Origin of the sequence: Pseudomonas sp. MWU13-2517 (genome assembly GCF_023242545.1) — a bacterium.
In the GTDB taxonomy this organism is placed as follows: domain Bacteria; phylum Pseudomonadota; class Gammaproteobacteria; order Pseudomonadales; family Pseudomonadaceae; genus Aquipseudomonas.
Map to the genome: position 1 here is coordinate 205,244 of NZ_JALMFA010000004.1, position 24,399 is coordinate 229,642.

Genomic DNA, 24,399 nt, shown 5'->3' on the forward strand with positions numbered 1-24,399 from the left:
ACCCACCACGCTCGCAAGCAGGCCCCCTTCCGCATGTGCATTCTGTGGACACGTCATCACAAGCTGTTGATAAATGCCGGCATCTGCTCAGCTATACTCCCCTGCATTTGAATGGGCCTTCGAGGAATTACTGTGAAGAACTGGACCTTGCGCCAAAGGATTTTGGCTAGCTTTGCGGTCATTATCGCCATCATGCTGTTAATGGTTGTGGTCTCCTATTCACGGTTGCTGAAGATCGAAACTAGTGAAGTCGCGGTTCGTGACGACGCGGTGCCAGGGGTTTACCTCAGCTCGATGATTCGCAGTGCCTGGGTCGACAGTTACCTGCATATCCTGGAAATCATCGGCTTGCGTGAAAACAAGGGGCTGACCGACGCCGACAAGGCTGCCTTCAAATCCTTCGAAGCGCGCATCCTGCAACAGATGGCCAACTATCAGGCCACCATCAACGGGGGTGACGATCAGGCCGAGTTCGATAAATTCGAAGCCGAGCACCAGATTTACAACAAGGCCCTGGCCACGGTAGTTGAGCGCTTGCAAAACAATGATGTCGCCGCTGCGCGCAAGCTGTTCGATACCGAAATGACCCCGGCCTGGACCGCAGGCCGCATGAAGCTCAATGACATCATTACCGAAAACAAGAATGTAGCCGACCATGCAACCAACGCGATTGATGACGCCGTAGCGGCCGCGAAAATCAGTATGTTCGTGTCGCTGGCCCTGGCCATTCTCGCTGCCGCCCTCTGTGGCCTGCTGTTGATGCGCGCGATCATGGCGCCGATGCAGCGCATTGTTTCGATCCTGGGCACCATGCGTGACGGTGACCTGAGCAAACGCCTGAACCTGGAGCGCAAGGACGAGTTCGGCGCAGTCGAAACCGGCTTCAACGACATGATGACTGAGCTGACGGCCCTGGTGTCTCAGGCCCAGCGCTCGTCGGTGCAGGTGACCACCTCGGTGACCGAGATCGCCGCGACCTCCAAGCAGCAACAGGCGACCGCCACTGAAACGGCTGCAACGACCACTGAAATCGGCGCGACTTCCCGCGAGATCGCCGCAACGTCCAGGGACCTGGTCCGTACCATGACCGAAGTGTCCACTGCCGCCGACCAGGCTTCAGTCGCTGCCGGCTCCGGCCAGCAAGGGCTGGCGCGTATGGAAGAAACCATGCACTCGGTGATGGGGGCCGCTGACCTGGTCAACGCCAAGCTGGCGATCCTCAACGAGAAGGCCGGCAACATCAACCAGGTGGTGGTGACCATCGTCAAGGTTGCCGACCAGACCAACCTGTTGTCGCTCAACGCGGCCATCGAAGCCGAGAAAGCCGGTGAGTACGGACGCGGCTTTGCTGTGGTTGCCACCGAAGTGCGCCGTCTGGCTGACCAGACCGCCGTGGCCACGTACGACATCGAACAGATGGTGCGCGAGATCCAGTCGGCGGTGTCGGCGGGCGTGATGGGCATGGACAAGTTCTCTGAAGAAGTGCGCCGTGGCATGTTCGAAGTGCAACAGGTCGGCGAACAGCTGTCGCAGATCATCCACCAGGTACAGGCCCTTGCGCCGCGGGTGTTGATGGTCAACGAAGGCATGCAGGCCCAGGCCACCGGTGCCGAGCAGATCAACCATGCGTTGGTGCAACTGGGCGATGCCAGTAGCCAGACGGTCGAATCCCTGCGCCAGGCCAGTTTCGCCATTGATGAATTGAGCCAGGTTGCGGTCGGTCTGCGCAGCGGCGTATCGCGTTTCAAAGTCTGATGAGCGACTTCGCGGCTAAACGCGGCGCCGTCCCGGCAGCGAAAAAGGCGTTGTTCCTGATGTTCCACATCGGTAATGAACGTTATGCCCTCAAGGCCACGGAAGTGGCCGAGGTGCTGCCGCGCCTGCCACTCAAGCCCATCGCTCATGCGCCGCTGTGGGTGGCAGGCATATTTGCCCATCGTGGGGCGCTGGTGCCGGTGATCGACCTCAGTGCGCTGACCTTCGGCACCGCAGCCCAGGCGCGGACCAGCACTCGGCTGGTGCTGGTCAACTACCAGCCGCAGCCCTGGATCGAGCCACGTTGGCTGGGGCTGATCCTGGAGCAAGCCACCGATACGCTGCGTTGCGACCCTGCCGAGTTCCAGCCTTATGGCCTCGACAATCGGCAGGCGCCTTACTTGGGGCCGGTGCGTGAAGACGCCCAGGGCTTGACGCAGTGGATTGGTGTGGACGACCTGTTGACCGCTGAGGTCCGCGCTTTGCTATTTTCTGCCGAGCTGAGCCTATGAGCAGCGACCCACGTTTCTTTACTTTCCTCAAAGAACGCATTGGCCTGGACGTCGCCTCGGTGGGCGAGGCCATTATCGAGCGCGCCGTGCGCCAGCGTAGCCAGGCCGTGCAGGCGGCCACGCTGGAGCACTACTGGCAGCAACTGCAACGCTCCCATGAAGAACAGCAGGCGTTGATCGAGGCGGTGATCGTCCCCGAGACGTGGTTTTTCCGTTACCCCGAGTCATTCGCCACCTTGGCCCGCCTGGCCAAGGCGCGCCTGGTGGAGATCAACCAACTGCGCGCATTGCGCATTCTCAGCTTGCCGTGTTCAACCGGCGAAGAGCCCTATTCGATTGCCATGGCCTTGCTCGATGCCGGCCTGGCCCCACACCAGTTCAAGGTACAGGGCATGGACGTCAGCCCCTTATCGGTAGAGCGGGCGCGGCGCGGGGTGTATGGAAAGAATTCCTTTCGAGGAGGCGACCTGGAGTTTCGCCAACGCCACTTCGTTGCGCAGGCCGACGGTTACCACATTGCCGATCGGGTGCGTGAACAGGTGCGCCTGCAAGTCGGAAACCTGCTGGACCCTGCGTTGCTGGCAAATGAGCCAACCTACGACTTCGTGTTCTGCCGCAACTTGCTGATCTACTTCGACCAGCCGACCCAGAAGCAGGTCTTCGATGTGCTCAAGGGCTTGACCCATGTGGATGGCGTGCTGTTTATCGGCCCGGCTGAAGGCAGCTTGCTGGGGCGCCACGGTATGCGGTCGATTGGCGTACCACAGTCCTTTGCCTTCAGCCGGCACGTGGGGCCGGTCGCGCCGGAGCCCGTTTTTGTGCCCGTGCCCGTGTCGGTGCCGGTGCCGCAACGCCGCGCAGTCCCGGTCCCACCCAAACCGCGCCCGTTCAGTACGGTCACTGCCCCGGCGCTGCCGATCAAGGCACCCCAGACAGACGCAGGCGATTTGCTCAACCGGATCGCCACCCTGGCCAACGAGGGCAAAAGCACTGAAGCCCGCGCTGCCTGCGAACACTATTTGAGCAACCACCCACCGGCCGCCCAAGTGTTCTATTGGCTGGGGTTGCTCAGTGATGTGGCCGGCAGCGCCTTGGAGGCCCAGGGGTATTATCGAAAAGCCCTATACCTGGAACCGCAGCATCCGCAGGCCCTGATGCACCTGGCCGCGTTGCTTGAGTCCCAGGGTGACAGTGCGGGGGCGCGCCGTTTGCAGGCGCGGGCCGCCCGTAGCGAGCGAGCTGACAGTGAGTCCAAACGATGAGTACCCCTGATGCGCTCGATACCGTAGGCCTTGACCTGACGCTGACCGACACCCAGGCCATCGACGATTGCTGGAACCGTATCGGCATCCATGGCGACAAGTCGTGCCCCCTGCTGGCCGAACATATTCACTGCCGTAACTGCTCGGTGTATTCCGCCGCCGCCACGCGCTTGCTCGACCGCTATGCCTTGCAGCAGGACGATCGTCATGCGATGGCCGCCGTCGCAGTCGACGAAAAAGTGGTGACCCGCTCCCTGCTGATGTTCCGCCTCGGCGAAGAATGGCTGGGCATCGCCACTCGTTGCCTGGTGGAAGTGGCACCGCTGCAACCGATCCATTCCCTGCCGCACCAGCGCTCACGTGCGCTGCTCGGCGTGGCCAATGTGCGCGGCGCGCTGGTGGCGTGCCTGTCGCTGGTGGAACTGCTCGGCCTGGACGTCACCCCTAATGGCGCGCCAGGCGGGCGCATCATGCCGCGCATGTTGATCATCGCCGCGCAGGACGGCCCGGTGGTGGTGCCGGTGGATGAAGTCGACGGCATCCATGCCATCGATGAGCGCGCCCTGAAGGCGGCGTCCGCCTCCGGCACCCAGGCCAGCGCGCGCTACACCCAGGGAGTGTTGCAGTGGAAGGGCCGCAGCCTGCGTTGGCTGGACGAGGCGCAATTGCTGTCTGCCGTGACCCGGAGCCTCACATGACCCCCGATCAGATGCGCGATGCCTCATTGCTGGAGCTGTTCAGCCTGGAAGCCGATGCGCAGACCCAGGTATTGAGCGCGGGCCTGTTGGCCCTGGAGCGTAACCCGACCCAGGCCGACCAGCTTGAAGCTTGCATGCGTGCCGCCCATTCGCTCAAGGGCGCGGCGCGCATCGTCGGGGTGGACGCCGGGGTCAGCGTGGCCCACGTCATGGAGGATTGCCTGGTCAGTGCCCAGGAAAGCCGGCTGTACCTGCAACCCGAGCATATCGACGCACTCCTGCAGGGCACCGACTTGCTGATGCGCATCGCCACCCCCGGCAATGACGTGGGGGCGGCGGATATAGACGCCTATGTGGCGTTGATGGAGCGCCTGCTCGATCCGTCGCAGCCGATTGCCAAGGTCGCGCCACCGCCCGAACCCGTCCCGGCGCCAATACTTGAAGCGTTTGCCCCCGAACCTGAGCCCGCGTTGCCGCGCCAGAGCAAACCCATGACCGAGGGTGGTGAACGCGTGCTACGCGTGACCGCCGAGCGTCTGAACAGTCTGTTGGACCTGTCCAGTAAGTCCCTGGTGGAAACCCAGCGGCTCAAGCCTTACCTGGTGAGCATGCAGCGCCTCAAGCGTATCCAGAGCAACGGCGCACGCGCACTGGATGCGCTGGACGGTCAGCTCAGGGCTCTGGATTTGAACCTTGAGGCCCAGGAGGCGCTGGCCGATACCCGCCGTTTGCTGAGCGAAGCCCAGGCCCTGCTGGCGGAAAAGATCGTCGAACTGGATGAGTTCGGCTGGCAGGCCGGGCAGCGCGCCCAGGTGCTTTACGACACGGCGCTGGCCTGCCGCATGCGCCCATTTGCCGACGTACTGGCCGGGCAGGCGCGAATGGTCCGCGACCTCGGCCGCAGCCTGGGCAAGCAGGTGCGCCTGGAAATCGAAGGCGAAAAGACCCAGGTCGACCGCGACGTGCTGGAAAAGCTTGAAGCGCCGCTCACCCATTTGCTGCGCAATGCCGTCGACCACGGCATCGAAATGCCCGAGCAGCGTATCCTGGCGGGCAAGCCGGCTGAAGGTCTGATCCGCCTGCGTGCCTCCCATCAGGCGGGTTTGCTGGTGCTGGAACTGAGCGATGACGGCAATGGGGTCGACCTTGAACGCCTGCGCGGCGCTATCGTCGACCGACACCTGTCACCGCCGGAAACCGCCCTGCGCTTGAGCGAGGAGGAACTGCTGACGTTCCTGTTCCTGCCCGGTTTCAGCCTGCGCGACAAAGTGACCGAAGTGTCCGGCCGCGGCGTGGGCCTGGATGCGGTGCAGCACATGGTCCGGCAATTGCGCGGCGCGGTGGTACTGGAGCAGGCGGCGGGGCAGGGCAGTAGCTTTCACTTGGAGGTGCCGTTGACCCTGTCGGTAGTGCGCAGCCTCGTGGTGGAAGTCGGCGACGAAGCCTACGCCTTCCCGCTGGCGCATATTGAGCGCATGTGCGACCTGTCACCGGACGACATCGTCCAGCTGGAAGGCCGTCAGCATTTCTGGCATGAGGGGCGGCACGTCGGCTTGGTTGCTGCCAGTCAGTTGTTGCAGCGCCCGGCGGCGCAAAGCAATGACGCGACCTTGAAAGTCGTGGTCATACGCGAACGCGATGCGGTGTATGGCATTGCGGTGGAGCGTTTCATCGGTGAGCGTACCCTGGTGGTGTTGCCGCTGGATGATCGCCTGGGCAAGGTCCAGGACATCTCCGCCGGTGCCTTGCTGGATGATGGTTCGGTGGTATTGATCGTCGACGTCGAAGACATGCTGCGTTCGGTGGACAAACTGCTCAACACCGGCCGCCTGGAGCGTATCGCGAGGCGCAGTCAACAGGCCACTGAAGCCCCACGCAAGCGGGTGCTGGTGGTGGACGACTCGCTGACCGTGCGTGAACTGCAACGTAAATTGTTACTGAACCGCGGATATGAAGTGGCCGTCGCAGTCGACGGCATGGACGGCTGGAACGCACTGCGCTCCGAAGACTTCGACCTGCTTATCACTGACATTGATATGCCTCGTATGGACGGTATTGAATTGGTCACACTCCTGCGCCGTGACAGTCGCCTGCAATCTTTGCCGGTGATGGTGGTGTCGTACAAGGACCGCGAAGAAGACCGGCGCCGTGGACTGGACGCCGGCGCCGACTATTATCTGGCCAAAGCCAGTTTTCATGATGACGCTTTGCTCGACGCCGTGGTTGAACTGATTGGAGGGGCCCGGGCATGAGGATTGCGATCGTCAATGACATGCCCCTGGCGGTGGAGGCGCTGCGCCGTGCACTGGGTTTCGAGCCTGCCCATGAAGTGGTGTGGGTGGCCGGCAACGGTCTGGAGGCCGTGCAACGTTGTGCCGAACTGACCCCGGACCTGATCCTGATGGACCTGATCATGCCGGTGATGGATGGCGTGGAAGCCACCCGCCAGATCATGGCCGAGACACCCTGCCCGATCCTGATCGTCACGGTGGACCGCCAGGCCAACGTCAGCCGCGTGTTCGAAGCCATGGGCCATGGAGCCCTGGATGTGGTGGACACGCCGGCGCTGGGCGTAGGAAACCCCAAGGATGCAGCGGCGCCGTTGCTGCGCAAGATCCTCAATATCGGCTGGCTGATCGGTCAGCGCGGCAGTCGCGTGCGCGCCGAAACCACGCCCCAACGTGCTACCGGCAAGCGCCAGAGCCTGGTGGCCATCGGGTCATCGGCGGGAGGGCCGGCGGCCCTGGAAACCCTGCTCAAGGGGCTGCCGCGGGACTTTCCCGCCGCCATTGTGCTGGTGCAGCATGTGGACCAGGTGTTCGCCGCCGGTATGGCCGAGTGGCTGAGCAGTGCGTCCGGCTTGCCGGTGCGCCTGGCCTGCGAGGGTGAACCGCCGCAAAGCGGCGTGGTATTGCTGGCCGGCACCAACCACCACATCCGGCTGTTGAAAAACGGCACATTGGCCTACACCGCCGAACCGGTAAACGAGATTTACCGACCTTCCATCGACGTGTTTTTCGAGAGCGTCGCCAGCCACTGGAACGGCGATGCCGTCGGCGTATTGCTGACCGGCATGGGCCGCGATGGCGCCCAGGGGCTTAAATTACTGCGTGACCAAGGATATTTGACCATCGCCCAGGACCAACAGAGTTCGGCGGTGTATGGCATGCCCAAAGCTGCGGCGGCGATTGATGCCGCTGTTGAAATTCGCCCACTGGATAGAATTGCGCCCCGATTGCTGGAGGTCTTTGCAAAATGATCAAGACCTCACGTGCTGCTGGCTTGCAGGTAGTAATTCAGGTGACTGCACATGAATGATTTACAGCTCGACGACTTCAAGACCGATGAAAATGCCGCCATGGTGTTGCTGGTTGACGACCAGGCGATGATCGGCGAAGCCGTGCGACGTGGCCTGGCCCATGAAGAAAACATCGACTTCCACTTTTGCGCCGATCCGCACCAGGCGATCGCTCAGGCGATTCGCATCAAGCCCACGGTGATCCTGCAAGACTTGGTGATGCCCGGGCTGGACGGCCTGACCCTGGTTCGCGAATACCGCAACCACCCGGCCACCGCGAATATCCCGATCATCGTGCTGTCGACCAAGGAAGACCCGCTGATCAAAAGCGCTGCCTTTGCCGCGGGTGCCAACGATTATCTGGTGAAACTGCCGGACAACATCGAGCTGGTGGCGCGCATTCGCTATCACTCGCGTTCCTACATGACCCTGTTGCAACGGGATGCGGCCTACCGTGCGCTGCGGGTCAGCCAGCAACAGTTGCTGGACACCAACCTGGTGCTGCAACGCCTGATGAACTCCGATGGCCTTACCGGGCTGTCCAACCGCCGTCACTTCGACGAATACCTGGAGTTGGAGTGGCGCCGTGCCATGCGTGACCAGACTCAGCTCTCGCTGCTGATGATCGATGTGGACTTCTTCAAGCGCTACAACGACAACTTCGGCCATGTCGAAGGCGATGAAGCCCTGCGCAAGGTCGCTGCCACCATCCGTGAGGCCAGCAGCCGCCCTTCGGATTTGCCGGCGCGTTATGGCGGTGAAGAGTTTGCCCTGGTGCTGCCGAACACCTCGCCGGGCGGCGCCCGACTGGTGGCCGAAAAGTTGCGCATGGCGGTGGCGGCGCTGAAAATCCCGCACATTGCGCCGACCGAGGGGTCGAGCCTGACCATCAGCATCGGCCTGTCGACCCTGACGCCGATGCAGGGCACGGATTATCGGCAACTCATCATGGCGGCGGACAAGGGGTTGTATACGGCCAAACATAATGGGCGCAATCAGGTCGGTATCGAATAATCCTGTGGGAGGTGGCTCGCTCCCACATTGGATCTTCCTTGGGTGTCGGATCGTGTACAAAGGCCGCCTTTTCGCCAAGCGGGCTGCCGTTTCGGCCCGTTTGCCGTTATACTCGCCGGCTTTCAAAAGTTCGCCAACGAGTGCTGCCCGCCATGGAAATCAACCCGATCCTTAACACCATCAAGGACCTGTCCGAGCGCTCCGAAACTATTCGGGGGTATCTTTGACTACGATCAAAAGCATGAGCGTCTGACTGAAGTCAATCGCGAGCTTGAAGATCCGAGTGTCTGGAACAAACCTGAATACGCCCAGGAACTGGGCCGCGAGCGCGCTGCGCTGGCGCAGATCGTCGACACCCTCGACGAATTGAACAGCGGTCTGGCCGATTGCCGTGACCTGTTGGACATGGCCGTCGAAGAGAACGACGAAGGCGCAGTGGGCGATGTCGTCGCCGAGCTGGCCCGTCTCGAGGAAAACCTCGCCAAGCTCGAATTCCGCCGCATGTTCAGTCACGAAATGGACCCGAACAACGCCTACCTGGATATCCAGGCCGGTTCCGGCGGCACCGAAGCCCAGGACTGGGCCAATATCCTGTTGCGCATGTACCTGCGCTGGGCCGACAAACGCGGTTTCGACGCAACCATCATGGAACTGTCGGCGGGTGAAGTCGCCGGTATCAAGGGCGCGACCGTGCACATCAAGGGCGAATACGCCTTTGGCTGGCTGCGTACCGAGATCGGCGTGCACCGCCTGGTGCGCAAGAGCCCGTTCGACTCCGGCAACCGCCGCCATACCTCGTTTTCTGCGGTGTTCGTCTCGCCAGAGATCGATGACAAGGTGGAAATCGAGATCAACCCGGCCGACTTGCGGATCGATACCTATCGCTCCTCCGGTGCCGGTGGTCAGCACGTAAACACCACCGACTCGGCCGTACGTATCACCCACGTACCGACCAACACCGTGGTCAGCTGCCAGAACGAACGTTCCCAGCACGCGAACAAGGACACCGCCATGAAAATGCTGCGGGCCAAGTTGTACGAGCAGGAAATGCAGAAACGCAACGCCGCTTCCCAGGCGCTGGAGGACACCAAGTCGGATATCGGCTGGGGCCACCAGATCCGTTCGTATGTGCTCGATGCGTCGCGGATCAAGGATCTGCGCACTAACATCGAACGCAGCGACTGTGACAAGGTGCTCGACGGTGACATTGACGAATACCTGGAAGCCAGCCTGAAATCGGGCCTGTAACAGCCTTTGTAGGAGCCGGGGGGACGCTTAGTCCTTGCCCGGCGATCCCCGGCCGCGGGCCGGGGACAACGAACCTGATGGAAAATCTAAAGACATGAGCGACCAACAACTCGACCCGCAAGCCCTGCAACAGGAAGAAAACTCCCTGATCGCGCTGCGCAAGGAAAAGCTTGCTGCCGAGCGCGCCAAGGGCAATGCCTTCCCCAACGACTTCCGCCGCGACAACTACTGCGATGTCCTGCAGAAACAGTACGCGGACAAGACCAAGGAAGAGCTGGCAGAGGCTGCGATCCCGGTCAAGGTTGCCGGTCGCATCATGCTCAACCGTGGCTCGTTCCTGGTGATCCAGGACATGACCGGGCGCATCCAGGTCTACGTCAACCGCAAGACGTTGTCCGAAGAAACCCTGGCCGCGGTAAAAACCTGGGACATGGGTGACATCATCGCCGCCGAAGGTACCCTGGCCCGTTCCGGCAAGGGTGACCTGTACGTTGAAATGACCAACGTGCGCCTGCTGACCAAGTCCCTGCGCCCGCTGCCGGACAAGCACCACGGCCTGACCGACACCGAACAGCGCTACCGCCAGCGCTACGTTGACCTGATCGTCAACGAAGACGTGCGCCAGACCTTCCGCGTACGTTCGCAAGTCATCGCGCATATCCGCAGCTTCCTGATGAAACGCGACTTCCTCGAAGTCGAAACGCCGATGCTGCAGACCATTCCTGGCGGCGCTGCAGCCAAGCCGTTCGAAACCCACCACAACGCGCTGGACATGGAAATGTTCTTGCGCATCGCGCCAGAGCTGTACCTCAAGCGACTGGTTGTGGGCGGGTTCGAAAAAGTGTTCGAGATCAACCGCAACTTCCGTAACGAAGGCGTTTCGACCCGTCACAACCCGGAATTCACCATGTTGGAGTTCTACCAGGCTTACGCCGACTACAAAGACAACATGGACCTGACCGAAGAACTGTTCCGCGAGCTGGCGCAGTTGGTCCTCGGCAGCACCGACGTACCGTACGGCGATAAGGTGTTCCACTTCGGCGAGCCGTTCGTGCGCCTGTCGGTGTTCGATTCGATCCTCAAGTACAACCCTGAATTGACCGCTGACGACCTGAACGACATCGACAAGGCACGTGCCATTGCCAAGAAAGCCGGTGCCAAGGTACTGGGCTTCGAAGGCCTGGGCAAACTGCAGGTGATGATTTTCGAAGAGCTGGTGGAGCACAAGCTGGAACAGCCGCATTTCATTACCCAGTACCCGTTCGAAGTGTCGCCGCTGGCCCGTCGCAACGACGAAAACCCGAACGTCACTGACCGTTTCGAGCTGTTCATCGGTGGCCGCGAAATCGCCAACGCTTATTCCGAGCTTAACGACGCACAAGACCAGGCCGAGCGCTTCATGGCCCAGGTGGCCGACAAGGATGCCGGCGACGACGAAGCCATGCACTACGACGCCGACTTCGTCCGTGCCCTGGAATACGGTATGCCGCCGACGGCGGGTGAAGGTATCGGCATCGACCGTCTGGTGATGTTGTTGACCAACTCGCCGTCGATCCGCGATGTGATCTTGTTCCCGCACATGCGGCCACAAGCGTAACCGTAGCGAAGTCCGAAGCCGCCTTTTATAAGGCGGCTTTTTTATGGGGCGTATATAAGCGTCAAGCGAACAGCGCCAGATTTTGATCTATTCAAGGATGTGTGTGGTGAACCGCGTAATGGCTCAAGAAGGCGCCGCCGGCATTGCTGCTGCCGTGGCTGAAAGTGTCCAGTACCAGGGCCGCAAGGCCAGTCGCCGGGGCAGCGAGCAACGCCGGCAAGACATTCTCGATGCGGCGATGCGCATCGTCGTGCGTGACGGCGTGCGTGCCGTGCGCCATCGCGCAGTGGCGGCGGAGGCGGGCGTGCCGTTGTCGGCCACCACCTATTACTTCAAGGATATCGATGACCTGCTCACCGACACCTTCGCCCAATACGTGGAGCGCAGCGCGGCGTTCATGGGCAAGCTGTGGGTGCGCAATGAGGGCCTGCTGCGCGAGATGGTCGCTTACGGTGATGGCAGCCCTGAGTCACGTTCGCAACTGGCCGACGATATTGCGCGGCTGACCGCCGATTACGTCATGCGTCAGCTGACCAATCGTCGCGAATACCTGATGGCGGAGCAGGCGTTTCGTCAGGAAGCCTTGCTCAACCCGCGCCTGGCCGAACTGGTGCGTTCCCATCAGCAGATTCTGTTGCAGGGCACCGGGCAGTTTTTCCAGGTATTGGGCTCCCGCGAGCCGCAACAGGATGCCAAAGTGTTGACGGCGATTATCGGTCGGATGGAGTATCAGGGCCTGCTTGGCGGTCTGGACCCGCTGACCGGTGAAGAGATGCTTGAGATACTCAAGCGCTACATGCATTTGGTGTTGGCCTCGGTCTGACACTACGCTCCTACAGGTGAGGCTCACCGTGCGCTTGCAGCGCGCGGGCCGATAACGTTCAAAGAGGAAGCACCAGGTGGACGATTACCAGCAGACGATACGCACCTTGTCTGATCGCATTGTGCTGGCGCAAACACCGATTCGCGTCCTCGACGCCGTGAAGTGGGACGACAACATTCGCCAGGGGTTTCTCAAGGCCAAGGGCAAGGCCATGCCTGCCGTGGATCGTGATTACTACCTCAACCGACCGCTGTCGTTCGATTCCAGCGCCGTGAAGCTTGAATTCCAGAACATCGAGCGCGACATCACCCGCCGCCTCGGCCAGTTCAGCCCGGTAGGGCAGATCATGCGCCGCATGTGCCGTGAGTACCGCATGGTAGTGCGCATGCTCGAGGCCCGCGGCACCGAGGATTTCGGCCTGATTTCCCAGGAGCTGTACGGCGCCGCCTCCGATGCGTTTCATGCCGGCGACCCGACTCTGGCGGACCTCGGCCTGATGCTTTCCGACTACCTGAACAATATCGACGGCCGTGGCGACCTCAAGGACGAAGCCAAGACCCTGACGGCCAAGGATGCCGTCGCCTTGCTGCAGACCCGCTTGAACAAAGTGTTTGGCGAGGCCGAGGAAACCATCCGTGTATTCGAGTCAGACGGCATTGTCGCGGACGCTGCGGCGGGTGCCGACTACATCAAGATCCGCGCCGACGCGATGTTCAACGAGCGTGACGTGCGCGCCCTGGAGGTACATGAAGGTCTGGTCCACGTCGGCACCACCCTTAACGGTCTGAACCAGCCTATCTGCACGTTCCTGTCCAAAGGCCCACCGTCATCCACGGTGACACAGGAAGGCCTGGCGATTTTGATGGAGATCATCACCTTCGCGTCTTACCCGAGCCGCCTGCGTAAATTGACCAACCGCACCCGCGCCATCCATATGGTAGAGGAGGGCGCCGACTTCCTGCAGGTGTTCGAGTTCTTCCGCGAGCAGGGCTTTGAGATGGCCGAAAGCTATGGCAACGCCAGCCGGGTGTTCCGAGGTTCAGTGCCGACCGGTTTGCCGTTCACCAAGGATTTGTCCTACCTCAAGGGCTTTATCATGGTCTACAACTACATCCAGCTCGCCGTGCGCAAGGGCAAGTTGGAACAGGTCCCGCTGCTGTTCTGCGGCAAGACCACCCTGGAAGACATGCGCACCTTGCGCCAACTGGTCGACGAAGGTCTGGTGGTGCCACCCAAATACCTGCCTGAGCAGTTTCGCGACATGAACGCGTTGGCGGCGTGGATGTGCTTCTCCAACTTCCTCAACCACCTGAGCCTGGACCGGATCGAGGCCGATTACTCCAATATCCTCTAGGGTATTGGCATGTGGAGGCTTTAACGGATGAGAGTCCTCGGTATTTTATGCCTGTTACTGACATTGAACGGCTGCAGCTCGCTGTTGTTCTATCCCGAACCCGGCCTGCCGTTCACGCCGGAAAAAGCACACCTGCAATACCGGGACGTCACGCTCACTGCCGCTGACGGTGTAAAACTCCACGCCTGGTGGTTGCCCGCCAAGCCTGGTGTGCCGCTCAAGGGTACGGTGCTTCACCTGCACGGTAATGGCGGCAATCTGGCCTGGCACCTCGGTGGCAGTTGGTGGTTGCCGGAACAGGGCTATCAAGTGTTGATGCTGGATTACCGTGGCTACGGGCTATCCGAGGGTAAACCGTCGTTGCCGGCGATTTACCAGGATATCGATGCGGCCTTGCGTTGGCTCGATCAAGCGCCTGAAACCCAGGGCCAACCGCTGGTTGTCCTTGGGCAAAGCCTGGGCGGTGCGCTGGCGGTGCATTACCTGGCCGCACACCCGGAGCGCCAGGCCCGGCTCAAGGCCTTGGTACTGGATGGCGTGCCCGCCAGTTATCGTGACGTAGGGCAATTCGCCTTGAGCACCTCCTGGTTAACATGGCCGTTCCAGGTGCCGCTGTCCTGGCTGGTGCCCGACGCCGACAGTGCGATCAACGCCATGCCAGCGCTCACGGGTGTGCCCAAGTTGCTGTTCCATAGCCTGGATGACCCGATAGTGCCGCTGGCCAACGGCATCCGCTTGTATCAGGCCGCGCCGCCGCCGCGGGTGTTGCAACTGACCCGTGGCGATCATGTGCAGACCTTTGCCGACAAGAACTGGCAAACCGTGATGCTGCGCTATCTGGACGACCCGCAGCACTTCAACGGCCTGCGCCGCCTGGGCGAGATTCCGAATTATCCGATTCCTAAAGTTGATTCATCAGAGAGCCCTTAATGAGTGAAGAACGCAACATGATCCCGCTGATTCTCACCGGCATCGGCACCATCATCGGTACCGTCGGTTGCCTGTGGTTCTACGGCTACCTGCATTTCGCCAAGCCGGAGGATGCATTGCTTCTGAGCGACTTCACCCTGCTCAAGACCGTACCCGGTGAGGATTACAAGATATCCCTGACCCCGGCCGCGCAAGTGGCGCAGTGCATTGATGGCGTGCTGGTAATGTTCGACACCGAACAGAAGGGCCTCAGCGGTGTGCTGGTGAACAACAAGAAACAGGCTGTGCGTTGCCTGGGCCAGGAAACACCGCAACTTCAGCAGTAAATCGCTTCAATTCAACGTTTCTGAAATATCTGGAACCGAATTACGTAAGAAACCACTCAGTGCCCAGTCAGCGGTGCTGATGGGTAACTTACGAATAGTCAGCCAGGGGGAAGTCACGGTGAATATCGGTGCGATCAGTAGGATGTTGGACATGGCCCGGGCGCAGCAGATTCTGGATGAGTGCAGCGCGTGCGACGCTGAGCCGTCCCAAGGGAAGCGAGACGAATTGAAGCGCCAGTCGGAGCTTGATGCTGTCGGCGCCGACGACAATAAACGCCAGATCCAGTACTGAACGAAAAAACCCACCGTCTCCGGTGGGTTTTTTTATCCAGCTTCAATCAATCAGTTAGCCATGCTGGAGCGAGGCTTGACCGGCTGGTTGTCGTTGGAGATGGTCACTTCAACGCGACGGTTCATGGCACGGCCCGACACGCTGCCGTTGTCGGCAACCGGGTATTCCTTGCCGTAACCCTGGGTCACGATGCGCGAGATATCCACGCCTTGTTGCGCCAGTGCACGTTGTACCGAAGCGGCACGACGCTCGGACAGGGACTGGTTGTACGAGTCCGAACCGGTGCTGTCGGTGTAGCCTTCGACGATCACTTTACGGTCCGGGTTATCGCGCAGGAACTGCGCCAGCTTGGTGATGTTGACCAGGCCGCTGGATTTCAGGTCGGACTTGTTGGTGGCGAACAGCACGTCACCGAAAGTCACCAGGGTGCCACGGTCGGTCTGCTTGGCATTCAGGCTGTCTTGCAGTTGCTTGATCTGTGCATCACGGGCTTGCAGCAGGGCGCGGGCACGTTCGTCACCGGCGTTTTTCAGCTTGGCTTCGGATTCGCGCAACACGATGGTGTCTTTGGCGACTTCAACGCGCTGGTTGGTCAGGTAGGCCAACTGGTCGACTTTTTTCTCGTCTTCTTTGTCACGGTAGGCTTTTTCAGCCTTGTCCAGCCATTCGCTGGCGTCCTTGGTTTCCAGGGCCGCTACCTTGGTGGCTTGCGGGTTCGCCTGCAAAGCCGAGAAGTTGGTCTTGGCGTTTTCCAGGTTCTGGTTGGGCGGGGTGGAGCAGGCCGCCAGAGCAACGCTCATTGCCAACAGGGCAGGGATCATCATTTGTTTACGCATAATCGTGTCGTCCTTTCAATTCGATTTCGGGTGCAATGCAATCAGTGGCAGCGGCTTATTGCTGTTGGATAACAGCCGGGCGCATGCCTTCCTGACGCAGCTCCTGAACAGCTTTCTGGGAGTCCTTCACGGCCTGTTGGGCTTTGGCAGCCTGGGCCTTGCGCTCTGCAACGCGAGCGTCCCATTCGGCTTGTTCGGCCAACTGACGAGCTTTGTCGTAGTTCTTGTCGTGCATGGCGATTTCGGCTTCTTTGAGCTTGTCTTGGGCCGATTTCATTTCCACGGCAGCGAACTCGGTACCGCCGGCGCTGACTGCACTGTTAACAGCCGATTGAGTCACCGCGTATTGCTCGGTCGGAGGGTTACCTGCGCAACCCGCCAGTACGAAGCTGGTGCCGATTGCCAGCGCGGCCAATTTGAGCCCGCGCAGGTGGTTAAACGAGGATTTGGCAGTGCTGGTTTTCATCGTCTTCAACTCCATTGGATAGCTCCTGAAAAACATCAAAATCCACTTCGTTGGTCAGCGGTTGGGGCCCGGCGGTAAAGCACCAGATGCCCTTTCAAACGGCCGTTCCAAGTTGATGGCTTACTGGCTGTGACCTGAGGCTTTTTTCAAAAGTTCAGAGAAGATGGCGATTTGCCTAAAAAAATATCTGACTGATTGGTCAGCGCCTTTGAGGTGGAACTTTCGTCGCGCACAGCGGTACCCCGAGCCCCTGAGGGGCCCGGAATACCGGGACATTGAAGGAATTTATAACTGGTTATCAGTGCTTCTGTTCATCGGCACTGGCCGATAAATCATGCAGATAGCGCCGGGACAATGTGAGGAAACGTGGGGTAGGGCCAACGTCCTCGTACAACGGATCGCCCTCTTCATCGGTGGCAATCACCTGTTGGCCCTTGATGTATGGAAAGCTGGCTTCCAGCTCTTCAAGGGCGGCGCCGATCAGTTCACCGAGCAATTCTTCGGTATTGCGCTTTGGGTACATCTCGGCAATGGCCGCCAGCCTCGCGGCGGATTCCACGTCCAAATGGATCGCGTATTCGGTTTTGGTCATGCGACCCTTGGCGGTTTCTTCCCAATGCTGGGCCAATTCTCGAATTTTCATGGCAACCTCAATATGCCCGCTGGTTGCAGGCGCTGATGAGTGACCGGTCGCTGGCGTGGATAACGCCGCGACTCAATAGTTGAGACTAGCTGCAACTCACAAGGTTTAAAGCCTTGTCAGAAACCGACGTCGGCGGCACTCTGGAACCCCTGCGCGTCCCGGATTTCTGGCTGGAGATTGGCTGATGAGTGATATCGATGCACGCTTGCGTGAGGATGTTCACCTGCTGGGTGAGCTGTTGGGCAACACCATTCGAGAGCAGTACGGTGATGATTTTCTCGACAAGATCGAGCAGATCCGCAAAGGCGCCAAGGCCGACCGGCGAGGGGCTGGCGATGAATTGAGCGCCAGCCTGAACCAGTTGCAGGAAAATGAACTGTTGCCTGTGGCGCGGGCCTTCAACCAATTCCTTAACCTGGCCAACATCGCCGAGCAGTACCAGTTGATCCATCGGCGCGATGAGTCGCAGCCGGCGCCCTTCGAGGCCCGGGTGCTCCCGCAATTGCTGGCCCGGCTGCAACGCGAAGGCCACAGCAACGAGTCCCTGGCGCGCCAGTTGGCGCGGTTGGAGATCGAACTGGTGCTCACCGCCCACCCCACCGAAGTGGCCCGCCGCACCCTGATCCAGAAATACGATGCGATTGCCGCGCAACTGGCCCTGCAGGATCACCGTGACCTGACCACGGCCGAGCGTGAGCAGATCCGCGAGCGCTTGCAGCGGCTGATCGCCGAAGCCTGGCACACCGAAGAAATCCGTCGCGTGCGGCCGACTCCGGTGGATGAAGCCAAATGGGGCTTTGCGGTGATCGAGCATTCGTTATGGCACGCCATTCCCAATTACCTGCGTAAGGCCGACAAGGCGTTGTTCGCCGCTACCGGATTGCACCTGCCTCTGGAGGCGGCACCGATTCGCTTTGCCTCGTGGATGGGTGGAGACCGCGACGGTAACCCCAACGTCACGGCACCGGTCACCCGTGAAGTGCTGCTGTTGGCACGCTGGATGGCGGCCGATCTGTATTTGCGCGATGTCGATCACCTGGCCTCGGAGCTGTCGATGCAGCAAGCCAGCCCGGCATTGCAAGCCAAGGTCGGTGACAGCGTCGAACCCTATCGCGCCTTGCTCAAGCAACTGCGCGAGCGTCTGCGCGCCACGCGCCAATGGGCGCACACCTCGCTGACGGCTGCTACGCCGGCCAGCGCCGAGGTGCTGCAAAGCAACCGTGACCTGCTGGAGCCGCTGGAGCTGTGCTACCAGTCGCTGCACGAGTGCGGCATGGGCGTGATCGCCGATGGACCGTTGCTCGACTGCCTGCGGCGTGCGGTGACATTCGGCTTGTTCCTGGTGCGTCTCGATGTGCGCCAGGATTCCAGTCGTCATTCGGCGGCCATGACCGAAATCACCGACTACCTTGGCCTTGGCCGTTATGAGGACTGGGACGAAGAGGCGCGTATCGCCTTCCTGATGAAGGAATTGGCCAATCGCCGGCCCTTGCTGCCGGGTTACTTCAAGCCGTCGGCGGATACCGCTGAAGTGTTGAACACCTGCAAGGAAATCGCTGCTGCCCCGGCGGCGTCGCTGGGCTCCTATGTCATTTCCATGGCCGGCGCTGCGTCGGATATATTGGCGGTGCAATTGCTGCTCAAGGAGTCGGGCGTCCAACGCCCGATGCGTGTGGTGCCGCTGTTCGAGACCCTGGCTGACCTGGATAACGCTGGGCCGGTGATGGAGCAACTGTTGCAGTTGCCGGGGTACAGGGCACGCCTGCAAGGCCCGCAGGAAGTGATGATTGGTTACTCGGACTCGGCCAAGGACGCGGGCACCACCGCCGCTGCCTGGGCGCAGTATCGGGCGCAGGAGCGGCTGGTGGACATCTGCCGTGAGCAACAGGTGGAACTGCTGTTGTTCCATGGTCGGGGCGGCACCGTCGGCCGTGGCGGCGGCCCGGCACACGAGGCGATTCTGTCGCAGCCACCCGGTTCGGTGGCGGGGCGTTTTCGCACGACCGAGCAAGGGGAGATGATCCGCTTCAAATTCGGTTTGCCGGACATCGCCGAACAAAACCTCAACCTCTACCTGGCGGCCGTACTGGAGGCCACACTGTTGCCGCCGCCACCACCCGAGCCGGCCTGGCGCCATTTGATGGATGAACTGGCAGCAGACGGTGTCAGCGCCTACCGCGCCGTAGTGCGGGAAAACCCACAGTTCGTCGAGTATTTCCGCCAATCCACGCCGGAGCAGGAGCTGGGGCGTCTGCCACTGGGCAGTCGCCCGGCCAAACGGCGTGCGGGTGGCATTGAAAGCCTGCGCGCTATCCCCTGGATCTTCGGCTGGACCCAGACCCGCCTGATGTTGCCGGCCTGGCTCGGCTGGGAAGCGGCATTGACCAAGGCGCTGGAACGCGGCGAAGGTGAGTTGCTGGGGCAGATGCGCGAACAGTGGCCGTTCTTCCGTACGCGCATCGACATGCTGGAAATGGTGCTGGCCAAGGCCGATGCCGACATTGCCCGTCTATATGACGAGCGTCTGGTGCAGCCTGACCTGCTGCCATTGGGTGCGCACTTACGCGACCTATTGTCGCAGGCGTGCAGCGTGGTGCTTGGCCTGACCGGGCAGTCGCAACTGCTGGCCCATAGCCCGGACACCTTGGAGTTCATCCGTCTGCGTAATACCTACTTGGACCCTCTGCACCTGCTGCAGGCCGAGTTGCTGGCACGCTCGCGTCAACAGGAGGCCGCGCAAGACAGCCCTCTGGAACAGGCGCTGCTGGTGTCCGTGGCGGGTATTGCCGCCGGCTTGCGCAACACCGGCTGAAGTTTTCCAAGTGTTCTCAACGGCTTGCGGATAAACCTCGACGGCCGCCCGGAAACGGGCGGCCGGCGTTTGTGCCGACGGGTTGCACTCAGGCATACCCTACCTATGACGCATACCCGGCGCGGGTTCCTGCGACTTTTGGCGGCTTGTATGGTGACGGCCCGCTGTGTATCTTGATCAGCCTTTGGCCGTTTGATTCGGCCTGGACCCACATATTTACGAGCCATATTTCTACGAGATTTGCCCCTACGCGGCGAATCCGGGCACCATCTCTATAAAAAATTGAGGAGCACATCGATGCGCGTCATTCTGCTGGGAGCTCCCGGGGCCGGTAAAGGTACTCAGGCAAAGTTCATTACTGAAAAGTTCGGTATTCCACAAATCTCCACCGGCGACATGCTGCGTGCCGCCGTCAAGGCCGGCACCGAGCTGGGCCTGATCGCCAAGAGCGTGATGGACAGCGGCGGCCTGGTTTCCGATGACCTGATCATCAACCTGGTCAAGGAGCGCATCAGCCAGGAAGACTGCAAGAACGGTTTCCTGTTCGACGGTTTCCCGCGCACCATTCCCCAGGCTGAAGCCCTGGTGAAAGCCGGCGTAGAGCTGGACGCGGTGGTTGAAATCGCCGTTGAGGACGAAGAGATCGTTCAACGTATCGCCGGTCGTCGCGTTCACGAAGCCTCGGGCCGCGTGTACCACACCGTCTACAACCCGCCGAAGGTTGAAGGCAAGGACGATGTCACTGGCGATGACCTGGTGCAGCGTAAGGACGATACCGAAGAAACCGTGCGCCATCGCCTCTCGGTCTACCATTCCCAGACCAAACTGCTGGTGGATTTCTACCAGAAGTTGTCCGCTGCGCAGGGCAAACCGAAGTACAGCCACATCCCTGGCGTAGGTTCGGTAGAAGCCATCACCGCCAAGGTGTTGCAGGCTCTGAGCTGATTCAGCGATCAGCTTCACGTACAACGGCCCGCTTGCGGGCCGTTGTTGTTTATACTGGCGCACTTTTTTTCGACTTGGACACCCACACCCATGAGCACCCTGCTGGCCCTGGATACCGCGACTGAAGCTTGCTCCGTTGCCCTGCTGCACGATGGCAAGGTAACGAGCCACTACGAGGTGATCCCGCGCCTGCATGCGCAGAAGCTGTTGCCGATGATCAAGCAGTTGCTTGAGGAGGCGGACACCACGCTTTCTGCTGTGGATGCCATCGCGTTTGGCCGTGGCCCTGGCGCGTTCACCGGCGTGCGCATCGCCATCGGTGTGGTACAGGGCCTCGCGTTTGCGCTGGAGCGCCCGGTGTTGCCGGTTTCCAACCTGGCGGTGCTGGCCCAGCGTGCGTTACGTGAGCAGGGTGCCACTCAGGTCGCGGCAGCCATCGATGCACGGATGGATGAAGTCTACTGGGGGTGCTACCGCGAAACCGCCGGGGAAATGCGTCTGGTGGGGGCCGAGGCGGTTCAGGCGCCAGAGGCGTCCGTATTGCCCGACGATGCCATGGGCGATTGGTTCGGTGCCGGCACCGGCTGGGGCTATGGTGAGCGCATCTGCGTGAAAACCGTCGGCCAGGCGGCCGATATGTTGCCCCACGCACAAGACTTGCTGGACCTGGCGCGCTTCGCTTACGAACGCGGCGAAGCGATCCCGGCCGATCAGGCGGCACCGGTTTACCTGCGTGATAAAGTGGCGCAGACCAAGGCCGAACGCGGGATTATTTGACGCCAAAAATGCGGGAATTTGGCGACAAATTTCGCCAACCGTCAGAATTTGCCCAGGTTTCTAAACCTTTTACAAATTATGTGTTCTAGTTATCACCAGAGCATTTGCGCGCCATGGAAAGTGCCGCTAAATTGCCATCATTGATACCGAGTCTGCATGTATGCGTATAGACGGTTTTTCCTCACAGTCCTACCCCATCAAGCGCAAGCCGCGTAAGGCGAACGTCACGGTAGACGAGTCCGTCGAAGATTCGCCGGACTTCATCGAGGTGCAGTCCGACTCGCCATCCAACGCCCAGGCTTCGGCAGGCGCGCGTATCGGCGGTCTTCCCGCCCGCCAGCAAGACATGGTCTTCCCGCGTTCCATGAGCAAAAGCGTCGCCACCGCCCTGGCCAGCTACCTGACCACCGCCGGCTTTGTCGAATGGGATATGGAAGTGCTGGGTCTCGATATCCACATCTGATGCGCCTGCCTTACTTCATCGGTTGTCCCTCCTGGAGCGAAAACGCCTGGCGCGAATACCTGTACCCGGCCGACGCCCGTTCCGGCGATTACCTTGCACTGTATTCCCAGGTTTTCAACGCCGTTGAAGGCAACACCACATTTTATGCCCGCCCCTCGGCCGCCACCGTGCAGCGCTGGGCTGAAATCATGCCTGCGGATTTTCGGTTCACCGCCAAGTTCCCCGGCGACATCAGTCACGGCGGTGACTTGCGGGAGCAACTGCCGGCGGCGGAAAGTTTTATCGGTTTGATGAGCCCGCTGGGCGAACGTATTTCGCCGTTGTGGCTGCAATTGCCGGCGACGTTTTCGCCATCGCGCCTGGGTGAGCTGGCCGGTTTCATTGATGGCCTGGAGCGCCCGCTGGCGGTTGAGGTTCGTCATTCGGAATTCTTCGCCAAGGGCGATGCCGAACGGATGCTCAACCGCTTGCTGCGTGACCGTGGCGTCGAGCGTATCTGCCTCGATCCCCGCGCCCTGTTCAGCTGTACGTCCACCTCGGCCGCGGTGCTGCATGCCCAATCGAAAAAGCCCAAGGTACCGCCACGCCCCGCGGCGCTCACCCAATTTCCTCAAGTGCGGTTTATTGGTCACCCGGAACTGGAAGCCAATGATCCGTTCCTGCTCCCTTGGGTGGAAAAGATCGCCGGCTGGATCGAGGAAGGGCGCACGCCCTACGTGTTCTTGCACACCTCGGATAATCGCTTGGCCGCGCAACTGGCGCTGCGGTTTCACGACAAACTGATGGCACGCCTGCCAGGTTTACCACCCTTGCCGACGTTGCATCGGGAACCTGTAGCGGAGCAATTGGGTTTACTCTAAGGCTCCCTTTCTGACAGGAGTGAGTCATGGATGCACAAACCCTGCGCGGCGAAACCTTCAAGGCCCTGCATGAACGTGATCGCGCGTTCGTTATGCCTAATCCGTGGGATGCCGGTTCCGCCATCATGCTTGCCAGTCTTGGTTTTGAAGCCTTGGCCACTACCAGCGCCGGGTTTGCGTTCAGCCTGGGGCGGCCGGATGCTGAAGGCGCGCTATCGCTGGAGGAGACGTTGGGCAATGCCTCAACGATCGTCCGGGCGACCTCGCTGCCGGTGGCGGCCGACCTGGAAAACGGCTTCAGCGACACCCCCGAAGGCTGCGCCCACACCCTTTTGCGGGCGGCGGCCACCGGCATTGTCGGCGGTTCCATCGAAGACGCCACAGGCATCGCGGCTGACCCGATCTACCCGTTTGACTTATCGGTTGAGCGCGTTGAAGCCGCTGTCGCGGCTGCGCGCAGTTTGCCCTTTGCCTTCACGCTGACAGCCCGCGCAGAAAACCTCCTGCATGGTCGCCTGGATCTGTCCGACACCATTCGCCGCCTGCAAGCCTACGCCGAAGCGGGTGCAGACGTGTTGTATGCGCCGGCTTTGCGCAATGCCGAAGAAGTGGTGGCCGTGGTCAAGGCAGTCGCGCCCAAGCCTGTGAACGTGTTGATGTCCGGTGGCTTGAACTTGAGCGTGGCGCAGTTGAGCGAGATCGGGGTGCGGCGCATCAGCGTCGGCTCGGCTTTCGCCCTGGCGGCGTATGGCGAATTCTACCGGGCGGCGCAGGAAGTGTATGAGTCGGGCACGTTCGACTTCACCGAACGCAAGATGCCGTTCAGCCAGGCCAATGGATTTTTCAAGCGGTGAGTCAGGCGGCCAGGCGCAGGTTGTTGAGGATCAGCGGGCGCGCCCAGTGATAGTCGAAGTCCAATGCCTTCTGTTGGGCCACCAGCTCTTCAGCTGGGTACGGCGTGGCAGGCGGTGGCAGCAGGTCCAGTTCGAACTCGGCGATAGGCAGGTGCAACGGGTACGGTTGCGGTGCAGGGCCGGGTTCGGGCAGCGGCTGGCCGGCGTTCAACACGATCGGGCGAACCCAGCCGCTTTCGAAATTCTGCTGGCGCTGTTGGGCGACAATTTCTTCAGGCGGGAACGGCGTGGCTGGTGGTGGCAGCAGGTCCGGTTCGAATTCGGCAATGGGCAGGAACAGCGGTTCAGGCGGGGCGATCTCGGTGTCTTTCACGTCGCATTCACGCTGGGTGAGGATCTGCGACAGCAGGTCGGATCCTTCACTGGGTTCTACCGCTGGGTCCAGCAGTGCAGGCGCCTTGGCTGCGAGCGCGTCCGGCGAATCGCCGAGCTGTTCGGCCAACGCACGGGCGAAGAAGTCCTGCCACACATGACTCACCCCGGCCAGCGCTTGAGTATTGCGCAGGCCGTAATGGTTGTGGGTCGGCAGTACACCGATGGTTAGGGGAAGAATGTCTGACATTTTTCTCGGTCG

General features: G+C 60.9%; 24 protein-coding genes. 20 read left to right on the forward strand and 4 right to left on the reverse strand.

Annotated elements, in window-relative coordinates; all coding sequences use genetic code 11:
* Nucleotides 1-132 precede the first annotated feature (132 nt).
* The 14 genes from M5B97_RS07820 to M5B97_RS07885 all read left to right on the forward strand — a co-directional run bounded on the left by M5B97_RS07820 (nt 133) and on the right by M5B97_RS07885 (nt 15,109).
* A complete protein-coding gene (locus tag M5B97_RS07820; RefSeq protein ID WP_248731189.1) occupies nt 133-1,755 on the forward strand; it encodes a methyl-accepting chemotaxis protein in 1,623 nt (540 codons plus the stop codon).
* Nucleotides 1,755-2,267, forward strand: coding sequence for a chemotaxis protein CheW (locus M5B97_RS07825; RefSeq protein ID WP_123714847.1), 513 nt, complete (start codon nt 1,755-1,757; stop codon nt 2,265-2,267). The genes M5B97_RS07820 and M5B97_RS07825 overlap by 1 nt, the downstream gene beginning before the upstream one ends.
* Nucleotides 2,264-3,529 carry a CheR family methyltransferase gene (locus M5B97_RS07830; protein WP_248731190.1) on the forward strand — a complete coding sequence of 422 codons (1,266 nt, stop codon included), beginning with the start codon at nt 2,264-2,266 and terminating at the stop codon, nt 3,527-3,529. Before M5B97_RS07825 ends, M5B97_RS07830 begins: the two co-directional genes overlap by 4 nt.
* Nucleotides 3,526-4,227, forward strand: a complete 702-nt coding sequence (locus M5B97_RS07835; protein ID WP_248731191.1) for a chemotaxis protein CheW — start codon at nt 3,526-3,528, stop codon at nt 4,225-4,227. The genes M5B97_RS07830 and M5B97_RS07835 overlap by 4 nt, the downstream gene beginning before the upstream one ends.
* Complete coding sequence (locus M5B97_RS07840) at nt 4,224-6,479, forward strand: hybrid sensor histidine kinase/response regulator (RefSeq protein ID WP_248731192.1); 2,256 nt, start codon at nt 4,224-4,226, stop codon at nt 6,477-6,479. The genes M5B97_RS07835 and M5B97_RS07840 overlap by 4 nt, the downstream gene beginning before the upstream one ends.
* Nucleotides 6,476-7,486 carry a chemotaxis response regulator protein-glutamate methylesterase gene (locus M5B97_RS07845; RefSeq protein ID WP_123714851.1) on the forward strand — a complete coding sequence of 337 codons (1,011 nt, stop codon included), beginning with the start codon at nt 6,476-6,478 and terminating at the stop codon, nt 7,484-7,486. The genes M5B97_RS07840 and M5B97_RS07845 overlap by 4 nt, the downstream gene beginning before the upstream one ends.
* 51 nt (nt 7,487-7,537) lie before the next feature.
* On the forward strand, nt 7,538-8,539 hold the full coding sequence (locus M5B97_RS07850; protein ID WP_123714852.1) for a PleD family two-component system response regulator: 1,002 nt from the start codon (nt 7,538-7,540) through the stop codon (nt 8,537-8,539).
* A 152-nt stretch (nt 8,540-8,691) separates the two neighbouring features.
* A protein-coding gene (gene prfB, locus M5B97_RS07855) for a peptide chain release factor 2 (RefSeq protein WP_123714855.1) occupies nt 8,692-9,787 on the forward strand; the annotation gives its coding sequence in 2 pieces (ribosomal slippage) (nt 8,692-8,763 and nt 8,765-9,787; 1,095 coding nt in all).
* Between the two features lie 94 nt (nt 9,788-9,881).
* Nucleotides 9,882-11,384, forward strand: coding sequence for a lysine--tRNA ligase (gene lysS, locus M5B97_RS07860; RefSeq protein ID WP_123714856.1), 1,503 nt, complete (start codon nt 9,882-9,884; stop codon nt 11,382-11,384).
* Between the two features lie 106 nt (nt 11,385-11,490).
* Nucleotides 11,491-12,207, forward strand: a complete 717-nt coding sequence (locus tag M5B97_RS07865; RefSeq protein WP_123714857.1) for a TetR family transcriptional regulator — start codon at nt 11,491-11,493, stop codon at nt 12,205-12,207.
* Between the two features lie 76 nt (nt 12,208-12,283).
* Nucleotides 12,284-13,561, forward strand: a complete 1,278-nt coding sequence (locus tag M5B97_RS07870) for a flavohemoglobin expression-modulating QEGLA motif protein (RefSeq protein WP_134658279.1) — start codon at nt 12,284-12,286, stop codon at nt 13,559-13,561.
* A gap of 27 nt (nt 13,562-13,588) precedes the next feature.
* A complete protein-coding gene (locus tag M5B97_RS07875; RefSeq protein WP_248731193.1) occupies nt 13,589-14,491 on the forward strand; it encodes an alpha/beta hydrolase in 903 nt (300 codons plus the stop codon).
* Nucleotides 14,491-14,817 (forward strand): hypothetical protein, encoded by a 327-nt coding sequence (locus tag M5B97_RS07880; RefSeq protein ID WP_123714860.1) that lies wholly within the window; start codon nt 14,491-14,493, stop codon nt 14,815-14,817. Before M5B97_RS07875 ends, M5B97_RS07880 begins: the two co-directional genes overlap by 1 nt.
* A gap of 79 nt (nt 14,818-14,896) precedes the next feature.
* A complete protein-coding gene (locus M5B97_RS07885) occupies nt 14,897-15,109 on the forward strand; it encodes a hypothetical protein (protein ID WP_248731194.1) in 213 nt (70 codons plus the stop codon).
* 50 nt (nt 15,110-15,159) lie between these two features.
* Here M5B97_RS07885 and M5B97_RS07890 read toward each other — a convergent pair whose 3' ends face one another.
* The 3 genes from M5B97_RS07890 to M5B97_RS07900 form a co-directional block, all read right to left on the reverse strand.
* Entirely contained in the window at nt 15,160-15,945 is a 786-nt protein-coding gene (locus M5B97_RS07890; RefSeq protein ID WP_134658274.1) for an OmpA family protein, read from the reverse strand.
* Between the two features lie 55 nt (nt 15,946-16,000).
* Nucleotides 16,001-16,426: a DUF4398 domain-containing protein gene (locus M5B97_RS07895; protein WP_123714862.1), complete on the reverse strand. Its 426-nt coding sequence runs from the start codon at nt 16,424-16,426 to the stop codon at nt 16,001-16,003.
* A 283-nt stretch (nt 16,427-16,709) separates the two neighbouring features.
* On the reverse strand, nt 16,710-17,054 hold the full coding sequence (locus tag M5B97_RS07900; protein WP_123714863.1) for a pilin assembly protein: 345 nt from the start codon (nt 17,052-17,054) through the stop codon (nt 16,710-16,712).
* 184 nt (nt 17,055-17,238) lie between these two features.
* Between M5B97_RS07900 and ppc the strand changes: the two genes are divergently transcribed.
* The 6 genes from ppc (at nt 17,239) to M5B97_RS07930 (ending at nt 23,765) form a co-directional block, all read left to right on the forward strand.
* Nucleotides 17,239-19,866: a phosphoenolpyruvate carboxylase gene (gene ppc / locus M5B97_RS07905; protein ID WP_248731195.1), complete on the forward strand. Its 2,628-nt coding sequence runs from the start codon at nt 17,239-17,241 to the stop codon at nt 19,864-19,866.
* A gap of 297 nt (nt 19,867-20,163) precedes the next feature.
* Nucleotides 20,164-20,811: an adenylate kinase gene (gene adk / locus M5B97_RS07910; RefSeq protein WP_248731196.1), complete on the forward strand. Its 648-nt coding sequence runs from the start codon at nt 20,164-20,166 to the stop codon at nt 20,809-20,811.
* Between the two features lie 90 nt (nt 20,812-20,901).
* Nucleotides 20,902-21,588, forward strand: coding sequence for a tRNA (adenosine(37)-N6)-threonylcarbamoyltransferase complex dimerization subunit type 1 TsaB (gene tsaB, locus M5B97_RS07915; protein WP_248731197.1), 687 nt, complete (start codon nt 20,902-20,904; stop codon nt 21,586-21,588).
* A gap of 160 nt (nt 21,589-21,748) precedes the next feature.
* Nucleotides 21,749-22,051 (forward strand): hypothetical protein, encoded by a 303-nt coding sequence (locus M5B97_RS07920; protein ID WP_123714866.1) that lies wholly within the window; start codon nt 21,749-21,751, stop codon nt 22,049-22,051.
* Nucleotides 22,051-22,911 (forward strand): DUF72 domain-containing protein, encoded by an 861-nt coding sequence (locus M5B97_RS07925; protein ID WP_248731198.1) that lies wholly within the window; start codon nt 22,051-22,053, stop codon nt 22,909-22,911. The genes M5B97_RS07920 and M5B97_RS07925 overlap by 1 nt, the downstream gene beginning before the upstream one ends.
* 26 nt (nt 22,912-22,937) lie before the next feature.
* A complete protein-coding gene (locus M5B97_RS07930) occupies nt 22,938-23,765 on the forward strand; it encodes an isocitrate lyase/phosphoenolpyruvate mutase family protein (RefSeq protein WP_248731199.1) in 828 nt (275 codons plus the stop codon).
* Nucleotide 23,766: 1 nt separating this feature from the next.
* Here the strand turns inward: M5B97_RS07930 and M5B97_RS07935 are convergent, their stop codons facing one another.
* Entirely contained in the window at nt 23,767-24,387 is a 621-nt protein-coding gene (locus tag M5B97_RS07935; protein ID WP_123714869.1) for an energy transducer TonB, read from the reverse strand.
* Nucleotides 24,388-24,399: the final 12 nt, after the last annotated feature.

What these genes read in the sequence shown, in the direction of transcription:
- M5B97_RS07825 (WP_123714847.1), top strand. Translation starts at nt 1,755, where the DNA reads ATGAGCGACTTCGCGGCTAAACGCGGCGCCGTCCCGGCAGCGAAAAAG.
- M5B97_RS07830 (WP_248731190.1), top strand. Translation starts at nt 2,264, where the DNA reads ATGAGCAGCGACCCACGTTTCTTTACTTTCCTCAAAGAACGCATTGGC.
- M5B97_RS07835 (WP_248731191.1), top strand. Translation starts at nt 3,526, where the DNA reads ATGAGTACCCCTGATGCGCTCGATACCGTAGGCCTTGACCTGACGCTG.
- M5B97_RS07840 (WP_248731192.1), top strand. Translation starts at nt 4,224, where the DNA reads ATGACCCCCGATCAGATGCGCGATGCCTCATTGCTGGAGCTGTTCAGC.
- M5B97_RS07845 (WP_123714851.1), top strand. Translation starts at nt 6,476, where the DNA reads ATGAGGATTGCGATCGTCAATGACATGCCCCTGGCGGTGGAGGCGCTG.
- M5B97_RS07850 (WP_123714852.1), top strand. Translation starts at nt 7,538, where the DNA reads ATGAATGATTTACAGCTCGACGACTTCAAGACCGATGAAAATGCCGCC.
- lysS (WP_123714856.1), top strand. Translation starts at nt 9,882, where the DNA reads ATGAGCGACCAACAACTCGACCCGCAAGCCCTGCAACAGGAAGAAAAC.
- M5B97_RS07875 (WP_248731193.1), top strand. Translation starts at nt 13,589, where the DNA reads ATGAGAGTCCTCGGTATTTTATGCCTGTTACTGACATTGAACGGCTGC.
- M5B97_RS07880 (WP_123714860.1), top strand. Translation starts at nt 14,491, where the DNA reads ATGAGTGAAGAACGCAACATGATCCCGCTGATTCTCACCGGCATCGGC.
- M5B97_RS07885 (WP_248731194.1), top strand. Translation starts at nt 14,897, where the DNA reads ATGGGTAACTTACGAATAGTCAGCCAGGGGGAAGTCACGGTGAATATC.
- M5B97_RS07890 (WP_134658274.1), bottom strand. Translation starts at nt 15,945, where the DNA reads ATGCGTAAACAAATGATGATCCCTGCCCTGTTGGCAATGAGCGTTGCT.
- M5B97_RS07895 (WP_123714862.1), bottom strand. Translation starts at nt 16,426, where the DNA reads ATGGAGTTGAAGACGATGAAAACCAGCACTGCCAAATCCTCGTTTAAC.
- M5B97_RS07900 (WP_123714863.1), bottom strand. Translation starts at nt 17,054, where the DNA reads ATGAAAATTCGAGAATTGGCCCAGCATTGGGAAGAAACCGCCAAGGGT.
- ppc (WP_248731195.1), top strand. Translation starts at nt 17,239, where the DNA reads ATGAGTGATATCGATGCACGCTTGCGTGAGGATGTTCACCTGCTGGGT.
- adk (WP_248731196.1), top strand. Translation starts at nt 20,164, where the DNA reads ATGCGCGTCATTCTGCTGGGAGCTCCCGGGGCCGGTAAAGGTACTCAG.
- tsaB (WP_248731197.1), top strand. Translation starts at nt 20,902, where the DNA reads ATGAGCACCCTGCTGGCCCTGGATACCGCGACTGAAGCTTGCTCCGTT.
- M5B97_RS07920 (WP_123714866.1), top strand. Translation starts at nt 21,749, where the DNA reads ATGCGTATAGACGGTTTTTCCTCACAGTCCTACCCCATCAAGCGCAAG.
- M5B97_RS07925 (WP_248731198.1), top strand. Translation starts at nt 22,051, where the DNA reads ATGCGCCTGCCTTACTTCATCGGTTGTCCCTCCTGGAGCGAAAACGCC.
- M5B97_RS07930 (WP_248731199.1), top strand. Translation starts at nt 22,938, where the DNA reads ATGGATGCACAAACCCTGCGCGGCGAAACCTTCAAGGCCCTGCATGAA.
- M5B97_RS07935 (WP_123714869.1), bottom strand. Translation starts at nt 24,387, where the DNA reads ATGTCAGACATTCTTCCCCTAACCATCGGTGTACTGCCGACCCACAAC.